The organism is Fimbriimonadia bacterium, from assembly GCA_039961735.1.
GTDB lineage: Bacteria > Armatimonadota > Fimbriimonadia > Fimbriimonadales > JABRVX01 > JABRVX01.
On record JABRVX010000031.1, the window covers coordinates 1 to 19,766 of the forward strand.

Annotated in this window: 17 protein-coding genes; 9 read left to right on the plus strand and 8 right to left on the minus strand. The window is 62.1% G+C overall.

Features of this window, described 5'->3' with window-relative positions; all coding sequences use genetic code 11:
- Positions 1–144: 144 nt before the first annotated feature.
- Entirely contained in the window at positions 145–1,302 is a 1,158-nt protein-coding gene (locus HRF45_08400) for a DUF2961 domain-containing protein (protein ID MEP0766542.1), read from the minus strand.
- Positions 1,303–1,383: 81 nt separating this feature from the next.
- On the opposite strand from HRF45_08400, the gene HRF45_08405 reads away from it, so the two are divergent.
- Both HRF45_08405 and HRF45_08410 read left to right on the plus strand, forming a co-directional pair.
- Positions 1,384–2,340 (plus strand): hypothetical protein, encoded by a 957-nt coding sequence (locus HRF45_08405; protein ID MEP0766543.1) that lies wholly within the window; start codon positions 1,384–1,386, stop codon positions 2,338–2,340.
- Between the two features lie 47 nt (positions 2,341–2,387).
- A complete protein-coding gene (locus HRF45_08410; protein MEP0766544.1) occupies positions 2,388–2,726 on the plus strand; it encodes a 4a-hydroxytetrahydrobiopterin dehydratase in 339 nt (112 codons plus the stop codon).
- Here the strand turns inward: HRF45_08410 and HRF45_08415 are convergent.
- A complete protein-coding gene (locus HRF45_08415) occupies positions 2,721–3,416 on the minus strand; it encodes an SDR family oxidoreductase (protein MEP0766545.1) in 696 nt (231 codons plus the stop codon). The two genes, HRF45_08410 and HRF45_08415, sit on opposite strands and share 6 nt — an antisense overlap.
- Positions 3,417–3,547: 131 nt before the next feature.
- On the opposite strand from HRF45_08415, the gene secE reads away from it, so the two are divergent.
- From secE to HRF45_08435, 4 genes are read left to right on the plus strand one after another with little or no spacing between them, the layout of a single operon-like run.
- The gene (gene secE, locus HRF45_08420) at positions 3,548–3,820 is read left to right on the plus strand and encodes a preprotein translocase subunit SecE (GenBank protein ID MEP0766546.1); all 273 of its coding nucleotides are present in this window, start codon (positions 3,548–3,550) and stop codon (positions 3,818–3,820) included.
- Between the two features lie 2 nt (positions 3,821–3,822).
- Positions 3,823–4,350, plus strand: a complete 528-nt coding sequence (gene nusG / locus HRF45_08425; GenBank protein ID MEP0766547.1) for a transcription termination/antitermination factor NusG — start codon at positions 3,823–3,825, stop codon at positions 4,348–4,350.
- A gap of 30 nt (positions 4,351–4,380) precedes the next feature.
- Positions 4,381–4,815: a 50S ribosomal protein L11 gene (gene rplK / locus HRF45_08430; GenBank protein ID MEP0766548.1), complete on the plus strand. Its 435-nt coding sequence runs from the start codon at positions 4,381–4,383 to the stop codon at positions 4,813–4,815.
- Positions 4,816–4,849: 34 nt separating this feature from the next.
- A complete protein-coding gene (locus HRF45_08435) occupies positions 4,850–5,587 on the plus strand; it encodes a 50S ribosomal protein L1 (GenBank protein ID MEP0766549.1) in 738 nt (245 codons plus the stop codon).
- Between the two features lie 85 nt (positions 5,588–5,672).
- On the opposite strand, the gene HRF45_08440 is transcribed toward HRF45_08435, so the two are convergent.
- The 3 genes from HRF45_08440 to HRF45_08450 form a co-directional block, all read right to left on the minus strand.
- Positions 5,673–6,578, minus strand: coding sequence for a ChaN family lipoprotein (locus HRF45_08440; protein ID MEP0766550.1), 906 nt, complete (start codon positions 6,576–6,578; stop codon positions 5,673–5,675).
- The gene (gene pheA / locus HRF45_08445; GenBank protein ID MEP0766551.1) at positions 6,575–7,657 is read right to left on the minus strand and encodes a prephenate dehydratase; all 1,083 of its coding nucleotides are present in this window, start codon (positions 7,655–7,657) and stop codon (positions 6,575–6,577) included. The genes HRF45_08440 and pheA overlap by 4 nt, the downstream gene beginning before the upstream one ends.
- Before the next feature lie 220 nt (positions 7,658–7,877).
- Entirely contained in the window at positions 7,878–10,358 is a 2,481-nt protein-coding gene (locus HRF45_08450; GenBank protein ID MEP0766552.1) for a VWA domain-containing protein, read from the minus strand.
- Between the two features lie 229 nt (positions 10,359–10,587).
- On the opposite strand from HRF45_08450, the gene HRF45_08455 reads away from it, so the two are divergent.
- The 3 genes from HRF45_08455 to HRF45_08465 are packed head-to-tail and all read left to right on the plus strand — an operon-like array spanning position 10,588 to position 16,901.
- A complete protein-coding gene (locus HRF45_08455; protein MEP0766553.1) occupies positions 10,588–12,243 on the plus strand; it encodes an alkaline phosphatase family protein in 1,656 nt (551 codons plus the stop codon).
- A 52-nt stretch (positions 12,244–12,295) separates the two neighbouring features.
- Positions 12,296–13,705: an efflux RND transporter periplasmic adaptor subunit gene (locus HRF45_08460; protein MEP0766554.1), complete on the plus strand. Its 1,410-nt coding sequence runs from the start codon at positions 12,296–12,298 to the stop codon at positions 13,703–13,705.
- Position 13,706: 1 nt separating this feature from the next.
- On the plus strand, positions 13,707–16,901 hold the full coding sequence (locus HRF45_08465) for an efflux RND transporter permease subunit (protein MEP0766555.1): 3,195 nt from the start codon (positions 13,707–13,709) through the stop codon (positions 16,899–16,901).
- Between the two features lies 1 nt (position 16,902).
- Here HRF45_08465 and HRF45_08470 read toward each other — a convergent pair whose 3' ends face one another.
- The 3 genes from HRF45_08470 to murA are packed head-to-tail and all read right to left on the minus strand — an operon-like array spanning position 16,903 to position 19,663.
- Positions 16,903–17,349: an S-layer homology domain-containing protein gene (locus tag HRF45_08470; protein MEP0766556.1), complete on the minus strand. Its 447-nt coding sequence runs from the start codon at positions 17,347–17,349 to the stop codon at positions 16,903–16,905.
- Between the two features lie 17 nt (positions 17,350–17,366).
- On the minus strand, positions 17,367–18,386 hold the full coding sequence (locus tag HRF45_08475; GenBank protein ID MEP0766557.1) for a rod shape-determining protein: 1,020 nt from the start codon (positions 18,384–18,386) through the stop codon (positions 17,367–17,369).
- A complete protein-coding gene (gene murA, locus HRF45_08480) occupies positions 18,383–19,663 on the minus strand; it encodes a UDP-N-acetylglucosamine 1-carboxyvinyltransferase (protein MEP0766558.1) in 1,281 nt (426 codons plus the stop codon). Before murA ends, HRF45_08475 begins: the two co-directional genes overlap by 4 nt.
- Positions 19,664–19,766: the final 103 nt, after the last annotated feature.

Genomic DNA, 19,766 nt, shown 5'->3' on the forward strand with positions numbered 1-19,766 from the left:
CGTGGTGAAGACCATCGCCGGGACGGCGATGCCACGATGCCACGCACATCCACACCATCGCCGAGACGGGGGTCCTCGTGGCACGGGCGTCCCGCCCGTGATGAAGACCATCGCCGAGACGGCGATGCCACGGGTTGTGACCTCTTACTCCGGCTTGTAGGACCGCGGAACGCGCGATGTAGCATCCGGCAGCGGCGGGAGAGGCTCCGACCGCTTAGTCTGATACCAATACGCCACGCTGGAGTAGTCGTTGGACTGCAGGTTCGCATGCCCGTGCTCGATGCTCATCCTTAGGCTCTTCTCGAAGCACACCGGGTCTTCTATGTGGAAGCGATAGCTCGTACACATCTTGCGCGTGGGGCGGTCGGGGTCGTGTTCGTGAATGGAGGTACCGGAGTAGGGATAGGCTTTGTCATGCATCCCCCACGCCTGGGAGAAGTAGTCCTCGGAGCCCGTTCCGTGCAGGCTGGGCGGCCACGTCTCGCCGTCTATGAAGAACATGTCGTCGCCCTCGCCCCACCAGGTCAGCTCGTACACGTCCACTTCCTTCGATCCGACCAGCTTCTTGGAGACCATGGGGTCTATATTGTCCACCGAGATGTTGCAGCCGACGAAGTGGCCCGCGCCCTTAGTGTCCAGCACGAGGTAGTTGCCATCGCCGCCGATGTTGGGCACATCCATGTGCTTCCAGTAGTTGAGGCCCTTGCCGCTCAGATCACCCTGCTCGCCCTGGGTCGGATACTCTTGCCGGTAGTGCGCATGGAAGAGAAGGGCATCCTCGGGCACGTCCGTGTCCTCGTAGTCCACGTAGTAGTAGAAGGACCCGATGTCTTCGGTGCATTCGCTCTGTACTTCGATACGAGCCGATTGGTGATAGGGCATGGCGAAGTAGCAGTTGAGCGCGATCCCGCCTCCGAAAGCACCCTCGTTCGCTTTCTCCGTGACACAGGCGAACGGCAGGCAGGCGAAGCTCCGTGCGATGCCGTGGCCGAGGCAGAAGAAGTCGCCTAACGGCGCATGGATGCTGGGGGTCGTTTCGCTGTTCCAGTAGGCCCGTAGGACTGTCTTGCGAAGGTACATCTTGTCCTTTGCGCCCACCGTGATCCAGATATGGCGGATGCATCCTGGCTGGTCCATCTCGGCGAGAACTCTGGTCTCTCCGGGCGCGATGGTAAGGTAGTCACGGTTGCCACCCGTTCGATCCCAGCTAGACTGGCGGCGGCTGCGTGCCTGACGTCGGTACACCAAGGCCGACAGAGCTCCGGGGCCGGGCAGATGAAGGTCCACTTGTTTCTCCTCCATGCGATGCGTTGGGCTTAGCTTCCGCACCTCCACCTTCCCTCCTGCGACGCCGGGACTTGGGACTGGGATAGACTCGCACTCATGGAGTACACCCCCCGGCAGCGAATGGTGGATGCGCTAGAGATGCGTCAGCCACGAGACAAAGTCCCGCACTTCGAGATGCAGTTTCAGCTCTGCGAGGAGGCGTTCGGCCGCGACTTTCCCGAAGAGGAAGAGATTGCGGCGGCACAGGGAGCAGAGCGCGAGCGGCTGGTGGCGCAGGCAGCCGAGATGTCGCTGCTAGTGGCAGAAACCTTCGACTGGTCGGCGTTGGCTATATGGAGGCCCTATGCAGGCGAGGCCTACCTGGAGACTGTTCGGCTCTTGAAGAAGGAAACGGGCGACCACTACATGATCATGGCGTTCGCCGGCAACGGAACGCTTGGCATCCCGGACGGCCAAAGTATGGAGGACCTGGCGGTCAAGCTTTATGAGCGACCCGAGGAGATGCACGCGGAGTGCCGCAATATGTTGAGAGACGCCCTCGAGTGGGGCAAGCGCGCGTACGACGCAGGAGCGGAGTTGCTGATTCTGAACACCGACTACGCGCTGAACAAAGGACCGTTTCTGTCGCCGAAGCTGTTTGCGGAGTTCGTAACTCCGTATCTCCAAGAGAACGTACGGGTATTGCGCGAATACGGAGCGTACGTGATGCTGCACACGGACGGGCAGATCATGCCGATCATGGATCAGCTGATGTCCTCCGAGCCCCATGCGCTCCAGTCCATTGACCCGATGGCCGGTATGGACATCGGGGAGGTCAAGCGCCTCTACGGGGATCGCCTGTGCCTGATGGGCAATGTGAACTGCGCCATGCTGCAGGACGCCACACCCGAGCAAGTGATCGAAGAGAGCCGCCGATGCATCGAGGTCGCAAAACCAGGAGGCGGCTACATTTTCAGTTCGAGTAACGTTATCTTCAAAGGGATGCCGCTGGAGAATTACTGGGCGATGCTGGACGCCCTGAAGACCTACGGAGGGTATTCCGATTCGGAGTAGGTCTCGGTACAATCGCATGTCTCGAGAGTACATGAGTGGGGGGTTGCATGGAGTCTCTGGCTTCGAAGAAATGCGTGCCGTGTATGGGTGGGGTGCCGCCTCTAGAGCGAAGCAGAGTGGACGAACTACACGGCGAGGTAATTGACTGGCAGGTAGTGTCCTACAAGAAGCTGAGACGCAGCTATGATTTTCCGGACTTTCGCACTGCGCTGGAGTTCGTGAACCGGGTCGGTGAGATCGCGGAAGCCGAGGGGCACCATCCGGACATCCTGCTAAGCTATGGCAAAGTGGAGATATCCATCTGGACGCACAAAATTGACGGGCTGACGGAGAGCGACTTCATCCTCGCAGCGAAGATTGACAAGCTGAACAACGCCGAGTCATAGGATACCGTCCGGCGGCATCACGACCAGTTCGTCTATGTTCATGGTGTCCGGTGCGCTCAGGATTTGAGCGATTGCGGCCCCAACGTCTTTGGCGGGAAGCATGCGGTCTCGCTTCGGCCTCCAGGTCTGGCTGTCCCAGAACGGGGTGTCTACGCTTCCCGGCAGGAGGGCCGTTATCTTGATTCCGCGCACTCGGTACTCGGCGGCGAGGGAGAGCGTCAGTCCGAGCGCACCCCATTTGGAGGCGCAGTAGGCTGCGCTCGCGGGAAATGGCACCTTGGCGGCGATGGATAGGACATTGACGATCCGGCCCGAGCCTGCAGGCAGCATTCGGCGGACGGCGTGCTTGCAGCAGAGATAGACGCCTCGTAGGTTCACGGCTATGCAGCGGTCGAAGGTAGCGGTGTCCTCCTCCTCGGTAGGCCCGAACCTGCCGAAGCCGGCGCAGTTCACCAGCGCATCCACCCGCTCCAACCCGTCGAAGAGCCCTTTGACGGCGGACTCGTCTTGCACGTCCAGGCAACGGACGAGCGTGCGCGCCCCGGCCGCCTCGCACTCGCCGCCGACCAGTTCGAGCGCAGGTCGGCGCCGGGCGACCAGCACCAGCTCACGGTCTTTGGCGGCGAGGGCCTGGGCGGCGGCACGACCGATGCCCTGGCTTGCGCCGGTGATTACGATAACCACGCTCATCTTACTTCGAGATTCGCAGGTTCGGGCAGGCGTCCTTCGGCGGGGTAGCAGCTTTTTGCGGAGATGGTGTAGAATACGGAAGTTCCCCCATCTCTCCCGCGCGCAGCGCGCTGTTTAGGAGCGAGTGTCTTATGGCAGAAACCGGCAACGAAGGTAGGGACCGACTACGCACGCCCAAGGTGGCGGTTAGCCGTGCCTTTCGTGGTTTCTTCAAGAGAGGTGGACCGAAGGCGGTCTATCTGGACGTGGCCAAGGAGATGCGACAGACGACTTGGCCCAGCTCACAAGAGACATGGCGCCTGACTGGAGTCGTGCTCATCGTGATCGCGGTCTCCATGGGATATCTGTTTGCGATTGACACTATCCTGACGTGGTTGATGCGGTTCATCATGGGGGGTGCGTAGGGGTGTACCGAGCGTGGTACGCGGTGCACACGTTTGCGGGGCACGAGAACAAGGTTCGGCGCATCATCGAGCGCAGGGCCCAGATTCAGGGCCTGTGGGACCAGCGAATTTTCAAGATCCTGATCCCGACCGAACAGGAGCTTCGGACCCGAGGCGGGAAGCGCACGGTGGTGCAGCGGAACGTGTTCCCAGGGTACATCCTGGTGGAGATGACGCTCGACGATGACACGTGGGCGCTGATCAAGTCCACGTCCGGGGTCACCGGCTTCGTGAGTTCGGGCGAGAAGCCAGTACCGCTGAGCGAGCGCGAGGTCAAGGACATTCTGGACAGCTTGGACACCGGCAAGGCGAAGCCGAGGGTTTCCTGGAAGCGAGCCGACACGGTGCGGGTCACCAACGGCCCGTTTGCAGACCTGACGGGCAAGATTGATGAAGTGGATGTGGATCGGGAGAAGTTGCGTGTGCTGATCAACATCTTTGGGCGTGACACTCCGGTAGAACTGGAGTTCACGGACGTGGAGAAGATATAGCGAGCACGCGGCGCCGGAACGAGGACGACAATGGCAAAGAAGATCACCGGAGTAATCAAACTTCATATCGCAGCAGGAAAGGCGACTCCCGCACCGCCTGTCGGCCCGGCGCTGGGTCAGCACGGGATCAACATGATGGAGTTCATCAAGAAGTTCAATGAGGAGAGCGCGAGCCAGATCGGGATGAAGCTCCCGGTCGAAATCGTGGTGTACGAGGATCGTTCGTACAGCTACACGATCAAGCAGCCGCTTGCCGCCGACCTCCTGCGAACCGCAGCCGGCATAGACAAGGGCGCCGGCAACCCGAAGAACGAACGCGTGGGCAAGCTGACGCCCGACCAGCTTCGGCAAGTGGCGAAGCTGAAGATGAAAGACCTGAACGCCGAAGACGAAGAGGCCGCGATGAAGGTGCTGGCGGGAACGGCCCGCAGCATGGGCATCGAGATCGAAGGCTACACGCCCTAGATGCGTGAGGCCCTGACACCGAGGGAGTGGCGCGATGATCAAGCAAGAGCGAAAGAAACTGAAGACCAAACCGCACAGCGGGCGCTATGTCGAGCTGACGAAGAAGGTGGAACCGGACAAGTTTCTTCCAATGTCCGAAGCCATCGAGGTAGTCAAAGGTTTGGCCAACGCGAAGTTCGATGAGACCATCGAACTGGCAGTTCGGCTGGGTGTGGACCCTCGCAAGTCCGATCAGGTGGTGCGCGGAATCACCAATCTGCCTCATGGGACGGGCAAGAAACGAACCGTGGCCGTGCTAGCCCGAGGCAACCATGCCGAGGAGGCCAAGGCGGCGGGGGCGAGCCGCGTGGGCGCCGAAGACTTGATCGAGGAGATCCAGAACGGCTTTCGCGACTTCGACGTGCTGATCGCTCACACCGAGATGGCGCCGCTGGTGGGCAAGATCGGTCGCCTACTCGGCCCTCGCACACCCAACAAGCGAAACGGCACGGTGACGGACAACGTGGCGCAAGCGGTTCGCGAGATCACGATGGCCACGCGCGTGGAGTACCGCACGGAGAAGGCGGGCAACGTGCATCTGCCCATCGGCAAGGTATCGTTCACGAACGAGCAGATCGAGGAGAACCTGGTGGCTGCCCTGACTGCCTTGATGAAGGCGAAGCCCGCGGGCGCGAAGGGACGCTACTTCCGCTCCATCACCCTCTCCACCACGATGAGCCCTGGGGTGCCCGTGGACGTCGTTGCAACAGCCAAGGCGATAGGCGCGGCATAGGCGAAGGACCACTGACCTCTGTAGCTCCGGCGTCCCGCCGGTTCCGAACCCATCGCCGACACGGCGAAACCACTAGAGGAAGAGGCTACGGGCCTTCGGTGGACTGTGCACTAGAAGCGAACGAGAAGTCAGCTATGCTACGGGCGACGGTGGTTCCCGAAGGCGGTGCATCCAGGCAAAGTACGTTCAGGATTCGCTCGGGCGTGCGCAGCGAGAGACGGTAGTTGATCCCCAGACCATACATCATGTGCCCGCTTCCGGCGATGATCACCATCACCGTGTCCTTGGTTCGCGGGGTCCGGGACCAGTAGCGCAGTGCGTAGTGCGCCATCGCCGTGTCCCAAAGGACCTGACCAGCGTATACGTTGTCACCCATCCCGTGGCCCCCTGCCCCACCGATCATCGCGTTGAAGAGGGCGCGGTGTTCTGCGTTGGTCGTGTCTAGGTCCGGCATGTCCGCCTGGTCCTCTGGTGTGAGCGCCGCGGCTCCCCCACGCGAAACCTTCCTCACTAGCTCTCTCGGCACGTTCAGCCCGGTAAGCCGCAGCTTGTGTTCTCGAACGACGTCGAAGATGGGCTTGTACAGGGAGTAGTCGAAGCCCCAGACGGTCTTCCACTCCGAGCGTTCGATGAACTGCTCTTCGCTGAGCCGGCCCAGGCTCCAGAGGTCGAGGCTGGTCTGGGCGGTGTGTGGGAACATCTCCATACCGACGATGACGCTGCGACCACGCTCCACGAGAGCCCGGATGACGTCGGCTTGGAAGCGGTGGTGTTCGGCCTTGTCGTGCGACTCACCGACGAACACGAAGGAGGCGCCGTCCGCCGCGGCTGCGATGTCGCGCAGTGTGGCGGACGACCCGCTTCGAAGGTCGTGCAGTGTGTTCGGCGAGACGGTGATGGTTTTGCCTCGAAGGTGAGCAGGTCCGAGGTCGAGCCGATACACGTCGGCCTGGGCAGTGATGAGGATGGGAAGAACGGCAAGCAGGTTCATCGGTCCAGTTGCTCCGCTTCGGGATAGCTGCCTAGCACCGTGAGCTCGAGGGCGTAGCTCTCCAGGGTCTCGACGGCGCGGCTGACATTGGTATCCTTCTGGTGGCCGAGGGTGTCCACGTAGAACAGGTACTCGAAGGTGCCTCGTGGGGCAGGACGGCTCTCGATCATGGAGAGGTTCACGCCGTGCCTCTCGAACGCGCCGAGGGCGCGATACAACTCGCCGGGACGGTTGCGCAGGTTGAATAGGATGGATGTCTTGTCCCGTCCGGTCGGCTGGGGCTCGTTGTAGCCGACGACGAGGAAACGCGTGCGGTTGTTAGGGTTATCCTGGATGCCGGGGAACAGGATGGGCAGGCCGACGAGCTCCGCGCCGAGGGCGTTCGCGATGGCTGCCCCCTTCGGGTCCTCGGCGGCCATCTCGGCGGCGCGCGAGGTCGGGACCGCGGGGATGATCTGGGCGTTCGGCACGTTCATGCGCAGCCAGCGCTTGCACTGGGCGGCGGGCTGCGGGCCCGCGTAGACTCGCTCGATCTCCTTGATATCCGTCAGCTTGGTGCACAGGTGGTGTCGGATGCCGACATACACCTCGGCGCAGATTTTGACGTTGGTCTGCGGGAACATATCGAGCGTCTCGGGCACCACGCCTGCGATGGAGTTCTCGATGGGGACCACGCCGTACTCCGCTTTGCCGTGCTCCACCGCCTCGAACACTTCTTGGATGCTCTCCTTTTCCAGCAGCTCGGTGCTGGCGCCGAAACGCTCGATGGCGGCCATGTGGGTAAAGGTACCTGCGGGTCCCCAGAAAGCAGCCACCAACGGCTTCTCCAGCGATCGGGCGGCGCTGATGATCTCGCGAAAGATGGCCTTTACCTGGGCCCGCTGCAGAGGTCCGCTGTTGTCCTTTAGCAGGCGGCGGTAGATGGCGAGTTCTCGTTCCGGGGTGAAGAAGGGCTTGCGCGAGCGGCCTTTCGTCTCGCCGATCTCCTTGGCCAGGCGCGCACGCTCGTTGAGCAGCTTCAGCAATTCGGAATCTAGGCGGTCAATCTCACGGCGGAGGGCCTCGATGTCCTTGCTCATGGGCGGAGAGTGTATCACATAAAGCGGAGCGCTCCCCGGGAGTCGGGGAGCGCGCCTGTCGTTGCAGGAATCGTATTCAGAGGCTTACAGAAACCGTTACCGGCTCAGCAAGCCACGAAGTTCCCGTAACGGCCACAGATCCTGGGAAGATCGGCTGAATTGGCCGCGAGCCCCTCGACCCCTCCCTCTCCCTTGCGAAGGGGGAGGGAGGGACAGGTTCTCATGCTCGGAGGCGAAGATGCAACAGGGTGGCGCCGATGGAGGCTGCGGAGGCCGAGGCAATCAGCGGTGCCAGCGGCACACCGGGGTGGTCAGGATACTCGAGACTCGTCTGGACGTATTCCGGCGGAATCAGCCGCTTCAGTTCCTCTTCCGAGAGCTCCTCGGCGCCTGTCGAGCCGATGCGCACGGCTCCGCCGGGAAGCTGCACCACGACCGTATCCCCTACCTGGCTGTAGGACGCCAGCTTGCGGTAGCGTTCGATGAGCTGGATGTGCGCGCGGCTGAACGCCTGGACCTCCACCAGCTTGTCGCCCGGCTGCAGCATGCTGTCCACCATGGCGTTGCCTGCCTGGTAAAAGGTCTTGTCGGCGGCGTACACACCACCTTGTTGCCTCTGAGAGCGGGCCTCCCATCGGGCTTGCCCTTGTACCATCGGGCCGGCTTGGGCGATTCCTTCCGCGCCTTTCGGGCCGCCGACCTGATAGCCGCCGCCGTAGGCCTTGGACATCGGTGCGGCATCGGCATGCTGCTCGGTGCGGCCTACCCACTGGCCGAGGCGCTGGGTCGTGCCCTTCCTGTAAGCGTCGGCCGAGCGCTCCATCTCGGCATCGAGTTCTCGCATCCCCTCTGGCGCTCGGATGTCCTCTCCCCAAGCCCGGCGGGCGCGCCACATTTGGGGTACCGGCCCGTCGTCGGCGATCAGGAAGGCAGTCAGGGGCGTAACGATTCCGTACTCGAGTGAAAGACGAACAATCTCCTTCTCCAGCTCAGAGCTGCGGCCCGATCCGTTCAACTCGGTGAGCAGGTAGCCAATCTTGCGGGTTGCCCAGATTCGTGGGATGAAGTCGTCGCGATCGTGTCTGCCGCCGAGGTCCAGACGCAGTTCGACTTTTTCCTCTCCGCTCGCGCCTCGGCCGGTGACCATAATCCGGCCCGAACCCGTGCCACGATAGCGGCCGGCGATCACGAGTGCGCTGCCACGGAACAGGTCTCGCTGCTCGCGCGGGAAGATGTCGTAAGCGTCCATGCCCTCGTAGGTGATGCGGACGTCGCGGAGGGCCGGCACGCTGACCTTCTCGAAGAAGCCGGCCACTACGGGCTCGATGGCCTCGCCCTCGGTCACGTAGTTGTCGTCGCCACCCGAATCCATGCTCAGTCTGTTGAGCAAGCGGCTATTCACGTCGCGCCCGACGCCGAACGAGTAGATGCGTACGCGGGCGGGGCGTCGCTCCTGTTTCTCCGGCGCGCCCGGCACAGGGGCATGGTTGATTATATGCTTCAGCTCTTGGTTCCGGTCGGCGATCTTGTCGGCAATGCGCTTAGGGTCGGTCTCGCCGACAGTCGGCTGGCCGTCGGTGAGGAAGACGATGGCGTCGAAGGGGCCCGTCGAGGTGCTAAGGGCATCGAGTGCCGCGTCCAGGGCGGCGAGGATGTTCGTGCCGCCGCGCGCTTCCATGCTCTCGGCAAAGCGAATGGCCTTCTCGATGTTCGCTCTGGTGGCCTCGACAGTTCCACGGAAGAGCGCATCGGGGGAGTCGTCGAAAGCGATCACCTTGAAGCGGTCCATCGGGCGCAGCTTTTCCAGGCAGTAGCGCAGGGCCGTGCGTGCCTGCACAATCTTCTGACCGCTCATGCTGCCGGTGCGGTCGAAGACGAACACGACGTTCTTGGGAATCTCGGCCTCCGGCGCGTGGAGCCGTGGTGAAAGGAAGAGCAGGAAGAAGCCATCGCCGAAGGTGCGATAAGTCATGGCACTGAGCCCCAGGTTCTCGCTACCGGAGCGAATCAGCAGTTGGAAGTCCACGGGCTGGTAGGGCCGTCCACTCTCCCACGAGACGGTCGCTCGGCTCGCACTTTCGACGCGGATTGCCGCGGTCGGATGGCTAGGCGAGGTGACCGTTTGCAGGGGCTGTGAGCTAGAGATATCGGCGCGAAGCGTCACGAGGTCGGGCGCGCCCTCCGAGCGGGCGTCCATGCGGAACGGATACACGTACCGGTAGGCGCCGCCTTCGCGCTGCATCGTTTCACTGTAGGTAAGCTGGATTCGGCGCGTGCCCTGCGGTGGGATTGGGAAGATGCGCAGACGGACGAGGCGGTTGCCCGCGAGCTCGAGCAGCGCCGGGTCGCGCAGACCGCGCACGATGCTCTCGTAGATGCGGCGCGCCTCGTCGGCGGGCATGATCTTGGCTTCCATCAGCTTGTCGCCGTCGGTCATGCTGAGGCGCGAGATGTTGGCGCTCGCGGGGATTGGAAATAGGTAGTCGGCTTCGAGCGGTCGCGTTCCTTTGTTGAGGAAGACCTGCTCTACCCGGGTTTCGGCAACGCCATCCCGGATGCCGACCTCCACTCGATGCGACTGCAGGACCCAGGGGCCCCAACTGTCGGGGATGGGCGGCCGAATCTCCCTAGGAATGAGTGTTCCCTGGCTCCAGCAGGCCACCGACATGAGTCCCAACATGATGCTCAGCCATCGCCGCATATCCGCACCTCTCTCGCCGTCAGTGTGGCGCATTGTCTCTGCACATTTGGATGCAAGGGACCCGGGGACGGTTACACCCCCTCGAAGTTTCACGGGTAAGATTTGCAGGTCGGTCATGGGTTCGATGCACCTTGGGTCGGACTCGATGTGGCGGCGGGCTCCGGATGGGAGCCAGTGCAAAGCCGCCAAGAAATGCAAAGTATCCGGGTAGCTCTTCGGGGAGGTTCGAATGCGGTTCATTCTCAGCTTTCTGATTGCCTTCGTCTCGCTGGCCGGGGGCGCGCAGGCTCCACTTCGGGAGGCGCTGCTCGCGGACAAGGGACCTCGGCTCGTGGTCCTTATCGTCATTGACCAGTTTCGCGGGGACTATCTCACTCGTTTCAGCGACTTGTACCTACCCGCCCGTAAGGGGGGGACGCTCGGCGGCTTCCGATTCCTGATGGAAGAGGGAGCCTTTTTCACGAATGGGAGATTTGACCACATCCCGCTCGAGACGGGTGTCGGGCATTCGGTGATCGGTACCGGCGCGCCGCCGTTCTATAGCGGGATCGCAGGCAATGACTGGTTCGACCGCGCGACGCGCAAAGCCGTGTACTGCACGCAGGACCCACTCGATCCCAGCGAGATGTCACCTCGCAATCTGCTCAGCACTACGTTCGCGGATGAACTGAAGCTGGCGACCGGGGGCAAGGCGAAGGTGGTATCCATCTCGATCAAGGACCGAGCGGCGATTTTGCAGTCGGGTCACTTGCCGGATACCGTTGTTTGGTACGACTCGCGCACGGGACAAGCCAGAACCGGTAAGTACTACCATGGTGGCCGACTTCCGAAGTGGGCGCAGGAAGCGAACGAGCAAAAGCTCGCCGATAGTTACAAGGGCAAGGTGTGGGAGGCAGTCGTTCCGCAAGCGCACGACCGTTGCATACCGGTGCCAGCGGCGAACGTCGGTGCACCCGCATCGTTTGGTGCGAGGTTCCCACACAAGTTGGACGGCTCGGACTCGGGGTACTACGGAATCCTGAGGATGACCCCTTGGGGCACGGAGTGGACCCTAGAGTTGGCGAAGCGCGCGGCGGTCACCGAGCAGATGGGAAAGGACGAGGTGGCCGACGCACTCCTTGTCAGTATCTCTACCAACGACTACCTCGGTCATGCATTCGGACCGGACAGCCCCGAGGTGCTAGAGCTCTCGGTGGCGACTGACCGGATGCTATCGCAGTTCTTCAACTGGCTGAACACGCACGTTCCGGGCGGGATCGATCGATGCCTCATTGCGTTGACCGGAGACCACGGGGTGGCACCAATCCCGGAGCAGGCGATGCGTTCCGGCATCGGCGCGGGCAGGCTGGACATGGGGTCGGTATACAAGAAGATCATTGCCGCTCTGGACGAACGCTTTCCCGGCGAGGGGGACTGGCGGCTGGGTGAATCGGCCCAGTGGGTCCACTATGATCCCGATACTGCGAAGGCGCGTAAGGCCGATCCGGAGGCTGTCGAGAAGGTGATCGCGGACGTGCTGAGTCAGGAGCCCGGGGTGTTCGCCGCATATACACGCACTCAGTACATGGAGGGTCGCCTGCCTATCACAGAGCTGGGTAAGACCCTTTATCGCAGCTTTCGACCCGACCGCTGCGGCGACGTGCACATCGTGCTACAACCATGGTGGATGTTGGGTGCGTATCCTTCCGGAACCACCCACGGTCAGCCGTTCGTGTACGACACGCATGTTCCGATTCTGTTTCGGGGCCCCGGCATTCAGCCGGGGGTGTACGTCGAGCGAGTGTCACCGGAAGACATCGCGCCGACGATTGCGACGGTGTTAGGTACCACCTTCCCCAGCGCATGCACGGGGAAACCGATCGGCTTGAGCACCGTACGCAGGTAAGACTATCATCTACAAGAGCCAAGACGCTCTCCAGGATGGAGGTGAGAGCATCTTGAAGCGAGTGAGCATCTATCTCGGTGCGGTTCTCGTCGTGGGTGCGGTCGCTGCTTGGCTGTTGCGTCCGAGCGGCGACTCCCCGCTAGCCGTCAAAGCCTCGGCTGCGGAGTCGACGGAGAGTTTGTCGTTCGAGGCCTTCACGGTGGAAGAGCGGGACGTACCTATCACCCTCTCACTGCCCGGCACGTTGCGCCCGAAGATGGAGGCATCGGTTTCCAGCAAGATTCTGGCACGCATCGAGAGCATCACGGTTCGCGAGGGTGACTTCGTTCGCAAGGGGCAGACACTGGTAGTGCTGGACTCGCGCGATCTCGAAGCCGGCTTGCGACAGGCAGAAGCATCACTTGCCGCCGCGAAAAGCGGGAGTGCGGCTGCACAAACCGCAACCGACCTGGAGACGCGCCAGGCGGATGCGCGGGTCGCTGCTGCCACCGCACACTACGAGGCGGCAAAGGCACGGCTGGAACAAGCCCGTGCCGGGCTGAGGCAGCAAGAGAAGAGGCAAGCTTCGCTGGCCGTGCAGCAAGCGGAGGCGGACCTGCGGCTTGCCGAGGCGGACTATCAGCGGTACAAGTCACTCTATGACCAGAACGCGATCTCCAAGCAGGCACTCGACCAAGCGACCACACGCCGAGATGTGGCAGCCAGCCGCTTGGCAGCCGCGCGAGAGCAGGAGAGCCTGGCGATGGAGGGAACCCGCTCGGAGGAAGTTCGGGTTGCCGAGCAGGCCTTCGAGGCGGCGAAGGCCGAGTTGCAGGCGGCCAAATCGGCACGGCTCGGCGTGGATATCCGAAAAGCCGAGTCGATGGCCTCGCTCGCGCGCGTTTCGCAAGCCGGTGCAGCCACGCAGGCGGCCAAGGTCGCGATGAGTTACCGGACGGTGGCGGCACCGTTCGATGGTGTCGTAACCAAGCGGCTGGCCGACCCCGGCTCCACCGCTGCGCCGGGCATGCCGTTGTTGCAGATCGAGTCAGCGGGACCGCTGCGGCTAGAGGCTAGCACCCCAGAGAGAGCGCTGCGGTACGTGCGATTGGGTGTGACCTCGGCCAGAGTCGTGTTGGATGCACTGGACGGCGAGCGGGTAGGCCGTGTCGTAGAGATCGTGCCCAGCCTGCAGCCCAGCACGCGCACTGCCATCGTGCGGTTCGAGGTGGGGCGGGAACCCGGAATGTACTCCGGCATGTACGGTCGGGCCGACCTAACGACAGGTAGTAAGCGTGCAATCACCATCCCGGAGAGCGCGATATTGCGGCGCAGCGGCCTGGAATATGTGAGGGTGCTGGACGAACGGAATCGGACTAGGCTTCGGCTAATCACTACCGGCGAACGCATACAGGATGGTGTTATCGTGCTGACCGGGCTGCGGGCCGGTGAGCGCGTGCTAAGGAACGGCGAGGAAAGATAGCATGCACCTCGGATTAGCAGGTCGGCTGGCGCGGGCGTTCGTGGATTCCAAGCTAACACCGATCTTGATTGCGGCGTCGGTCGCGCTCGGGATCTGGGCCGTATGGCGCACCCCTCGCGAAGAAGAACCGCAGATCATCGTGCCGATGGTGGACGTCATCGTGCAAGCGCCGGGCCTTTCTGCAGAGGAGGTGGTAGAGCGGGTCAGCAAGCCGATGGAGGCCCTGCTGTGGGAGATACCTGGTGTGGAGTACATCTACACCACCAGCAGCCCCGGCCAGTCACTGTGTGTGGTTCGCTTCTACGTGGGCCAGAACGAAGAAGACAGCATGGTACGGCTGCGCGAGAAGCTGCAGTCCAACTATGATCGTATCCCACAGGGAGTAACTCCTCCAATTCTAAAACTACGGAGCATCGACGACATCCCGATCCTTGCGCTCACGCTACACGGTGGTGGTTATTCGGCGGACGAACTTCGCCTGATAGCAGCGCGTTTGGAGACCGAGCTCAAGCAGATACCGAAGGTGTCGGAGATAGCAATCATCGGCGGGCGTCCCAGAGAGATGTCGGTGGAGCTAGACGCTAACAGGATGGCAGGGCTGGGAGTCACGGTGCCGGATGTGGCCGGGGCGATACGAGGTGTCAATGAACGGCGAGAAACCGGCGCAGTCACTGCCTCCGACCAGTGGCTCGGTGTGCGCACCGGGCGCTTCTTGCCAGAGCCGTCGGCGATCGGCGAGGTCCCCGTTGCGGTGGCAGAGGGTAGTCCCGTGCGGCTGAGCGACGTGGCGGACGTGCGATTGGGGAGGGGCGATGCGGATCAGTACGTGTTCTTCGGCCGTCCCAATCGCGACGGCGGACCAGAGAACTTCGAAGAGGCAGTTACTCTGACACTCGCCAAGCGCAAGGGCACGAACGCGAGCGATTTAGCTCACGCAGTTCTTGCCAAAGTGGAGCACCTCAAGGGCACCCTGATCCCTTCCGACGTGCAGGTGACGGTGACTCGCGATTACGGCGAGACGGCCAAGGAGAAGTCGAACGAGCTTCTGTTCCACATGGCCATTGCCGTGGTAGGAGTCACACTGCTGATTGCTCTTGCATTGGGCCTCAAGGAGTCGCTGGTAGTTCTCATCGCGATACCTGTCACCCTGGCGCTGACGATGGCAGTGATGTACTTTTACGGGTACACGCTGAACCGTATCACGCTATTCGCGCTGATCTTCTCCATCGGTATCCTGGTGGACGATGCCATTGTGGTAGTGGAGAACATCGTCCGCCACATACGGATGAAGTCGAAGGACCAATCGCTGATAGATGTAGCGATCTACGCCGTGGACGAGGTCGGCAATCCGACGATTCTCGCCACCTTCGCGGTGATCGCGGCGATACTGCCCTTAGCGTTCGTCGGTGGTCTCATGGGGCCTTACATGAGGCCCATTCCCGTCAACGCTTCATCGGCGATGATGTGGTCGTTGCTCGTTGCATTCATTGTTACACCCTGGGCCGCAGTCCGCATTTTGCGCAACCACGTAGGAGGCCACGATCACAGTTCTCATGACCGGAGGGGATTTCTAACACGGCTGTACCTGGTGGTGATGGGATCGCTGCTTCGCAGCAGGTTGGCGCGGTTCGGGTTCTTCGCACTCGTTGGTTTGATGCTGCTGGGGTCAGTGGGCCTGATTGCCACGAAGTTCGTCGTCGTGAAGATGTTGCCGTTCGACAACAAGAGCGAGTTCCAGGTGATCGTAGACATGCCAGAAGGCTCTTCGTTGGAACAGACGGCAGCGGTGACCAAGGCGCTCGCCGACGTGATCGCCGAAGTGCCGGAGGTGACGGACTACCAGTTGTACGTTGGGACTGCAGGGCCCTATAACTTCAATGGTCTCGTGCGCCACTACTTCCTACGGCGAGGGCCCCATGTGGCCGACATACAGGTTAACCTGGTTTCCAAGTCGGAACGCAAGGCCCAGAGTCATGACATTGCGAAGCGACTGCGCCCACAACTACTGAATGTCGGTAGACGCATGGGTGCCAACGTGAAGGTGGCCGAAGTGCCCCCTGGGCCACCGGTGCTGTCCACACTCGTTGCAGAAGTGTACGGCCCGACCGAGGAGAGCAGGATCGCAGTCGCGCGTCAGGTGCGCGAGATCATGGAGCGCACCGAGGGCGTCACCGACGTGGACTGGTACGTGGAGGCGGATCGCCCCGAGGTGCACATCGAGCCGGACTTCACCAAGGCTTCTCTGACGGGTGTGCGGACGGACGACATTCATGCCACTGTGACCGCGGCGCTTTCCGGCCTGCCAGTCGGACTGGCTCATCGCAGCGAAGAGGAAGAGGACGTGCGCATCATGCTTCGCTTCCCGCGCAAGCAGAGGAGCGATGCATATCATCTGGAGTCGTTTCATGTTCGTTCGGCAGGGGGACTATCGCCGCTGTCCACCGTCACGCGAACGATCGAGCGGCCTGCGGACAAGAGTCGTTACCACAAGAACCTGATGCCTGTGACCTACGTGATAGGTGATGTCACCGGCAGGCAGGAGTCGCCGGTGTACGCGATCCTGACGATGAACAAGGAACTTGACAAGCTGCGCATGCCCGATGGCTCCAAGCTGAATGTTCTCTCTACGCGGCTGCCGGAAACCAGCGACAGGTTCTCGATGAAGTGGGATGGGGAGTGGCACATCACCTATGAGGTATTTCGCGATCTCGGCATAGCATTCGCTGCGGTGCTGATCATCATCTACATGCTGGTGGTGGCTAGCTTCCAGAACTTCATCACGCCGTTCGTCATCATGGCACCCATTCCGCTGACGCTCATTGGCATATTGCCTGCACATGGATTGATGGGTGCGTTCTTCACTGCTACCTCCATGATCGGCTTCATTGCGGGAGCGGGCATCATCGTTCGGAACTCCATTATATTGGTAGATTTCATCGAGCTTCGACTTTCTCAAGGGCTAACGCTGGAGGAGGCGGTTCTGGACGCAGGGGTGACGCGCTTCCGTCCCATGCTGCTAACGGCGGCGGCCGTCATCGTGGGGTCGTCGGTCATACTGTTCGACCCGATCTTTCAGGGTCTGGCGATTGCGTTAATGGCGGGCGAGATTGCTTCTACGCTCATCTCGCGCCTCGCCGTGCCAGCGCTGTATTACATGACAAGGGGCAGACAGTTGCGCCGCTCCGGTGGTGCCTAGATCAGTCCTCCGGCGGAGTGGAATGGAGGTAGGCGATGTGGGCGGCGATCTTACCGAGTGCCTCGCCCAGCTGCTTAGGAGTTAGCTGCTTGGTCTTTTCAGAGAAGATGGGAGAGCTGGGTGGTAGGTAGCCGGCTTCGAGTAGGTGTAGTAGCGAGCCGTACGCCCAATGGGTCGGCGCGACACCTACGTTCTTGTCCTTGACGTTCGGGCTCTTGGGAGCTTCCTTCAGCCCCTTCTCTACGTCACGTACGAAGCGATCCAGGGCGACCGCGAACTCGAATCGCGTGATAGGGCGCTCGCCTTGAAAGGTGCTGTCCGGGTAACCCGAGATGTAGCCTCGCGCGCTCATCGCCGTGACGGCTTCATACGCCCAGTGGTCCTTCGGCACATCACTGAATCCACCGAACACCAGTGCGACAGAGAAACAGACACCAAACAGCCACATGGAAGTACTCCTTCCTTCTACCACAGATTGGCGGCGGGGGCGCCGGTTCTTCCGAGGTCCCGCATCTGCTCCAACGCTTTGCCCGTGCCGATGGCCACGCAACTCAGCGGGTTATCGGCGACGTGAATCGGGATGTCGGTCGCGACGTTCAGCAGCTCGTCGAGCCCGCGCAGCAACGCGCCACCGCCCGTCATCACGATTCCTCTCTCAATGATATCGGAGGAAAGCTCGGGTGGGGTCTCCTCCAGCACTTTGCACACCTTCTCGACGATAGCGTTCACTGGCTCAGCGATGGCGTCCCGGATTTCCTCACTGGTGACTTCGACCGTCTTGGGGAGTCCGGCGACGAGGTCCCTGCCTCGCACTTCTAGGCGCATCTCTGGCTGCAGCGTGTAGGCCGAGCCGATCTTGATTTTGATCTCTTCGGCGGTGGCATTGCCGATCATCAGGTTGTAGGCGGTGCGGACGTGGCGGATGATAGCCTCATCCATCTTGTTGCCGCCGACGCGAATGCCCTGCGCTTTCACGATGCCACCGAGCGAGATCACTGCGATGTCGGTCGTTCCGCCCCCGATATCCACCACCATGTTGCCGCCCGGCATGGCGATGGGGAGCCCTGCCCCGATTGCGGCCGCCATTGGCTCTTCGATGGTATCGGCATCGCCTGCGCCCGCCTCCTTGGCTGCCTGCACCACTGCGCGACGCTCTACACTGGTACAGCCGCTGGGGACGCAGATCAGGACGCGCGGCTTCAGCCATCTTCGAGGGCCGCAACACTTGTCGAAAAGGTATTGCAGCATCTTGAGGGTCGTGGTGTAGTCGGCAATGACGCCGTCGCGCAGTGGCCGAACTGCGGTGATGTTGCCCGGAGTGCGCCCCAGCATGAGTCTGGCCTCTTCGCCTACGGCCACGACCTTGCGGGACGGCATGCCGATGGCGACCACGGTCGGTTCGCGCAGCACGATGCCCTTTCCGCGCTGGTACACGAGGATATTGGCCGTGCCGAGATCAATGCCGAGTTCGGGCACGAGGTTCATTTGGCGACCACGTCCATGGGGTCGGGCACGGTGGCACGCTCGATGTCGGCTCCGAGCGAGCCGAGGATGGTATCCACGTGCTCGTACCCCCGTTCTACGTTCTGCAGGTTATGTAGTTCGGTTTCCCCTTCGGCACCCAGAGCGGCGACAATGAGCGACGCCCCCGCTCGAAGGTCGGTTGCCGTTACCTTTGCACCCGTCAGCCGCTCGACGCCGGTTATACTGATGTTGCGGCCGTCCACCCGGATGTCGGCCCCCATGCGACGCAGCTCGGCAACGTGGCCTATCCTAGCCTCATAGATGGTCTCACTGATGAGAGAGGTGCCCGTTGCGGTAGCCAGGTAGGCGCACATGGGCTGCTGGAGGTCCGTCGGAAAGCCCGGATGGGGCATCGTGCGGACATCCACGGCTTTCGGGCGGTTCGGTTGGCTGACGCGCAGCCAATCGTGGCCTTCGGTGACCTGCGCGCCGGCCTCGCGCAGTTTGGCGATCAGCGAGTGCAGGTGCTCGGGCACCATCGCGCGCACGGTTACATCGCCTCGAGAAGCCGCGCCGGCAAGCAAGTAGGTTCCCGCCTGTAGCCGGTCCGCCGGTACTGGGAACTCTCCGCCTCCCAGACGCTTCACCCCTTCGATAGTGACCGTACTCGTTCCCGCGCCGTCTATTCTGGCGCCGAGCCTGTTGAGGAAGTCGGCGAGGGCGACGACTTCGGGCTCGATGGCGCAGTTGTGAATGGATGTCGCGCCCTCGGCCAGCACGGCGGCCGTCATCAAGTGCTGGGTGGCCCCTGCGCTCGGGAAGTCGAGGTAGATGTCGCCGCCGATCAGCTTTTCGGCATTGGCGTGATAGCAGCCCTCGCGCAGCACGAGCGAGGCTCCGAGGGTCTTCAGACCGCGCACGTGGAAGTTCACCGGTCTCGCGCCGATGTTGCAACCGCCAGGTAGCGGCACTACGCACTCCCCCACTCGAGCCAGCAGCGGGCCGAGCAGGTAGAAAGCGGTTCGGATGCTGCGGCAACCCTCTGGTGGCACGATGCCGCTTCGCAGATGCTTCGCATTGAGCCACAGGCCATCGTCCGTCCAATCGGCCTTGACACCGATCTCGCGCAGAAGGTCAACCTTGATACGGACGTCGCGGACGTCCGGCAGGTTTCTGAGAAGGATGTCCTCTTCCGTGAGGATGCTCCCCGCGAGAAGGGCGAGTGCCGCGTTTTTGCTTCCTGCAACCTGCACCTCGCCCTCTAGGCGGAGGCCACCCCGAATCCGTAGTACTTCCAACCGTCCCTCCAAGGCGCTCGCGGCGCGTACCGCGACTGAACTCCAGTGTAGCCGATTCGCGGGAACGCAGTATACTGAGGTGCCCTCGTTTCCGCCCTCTGTT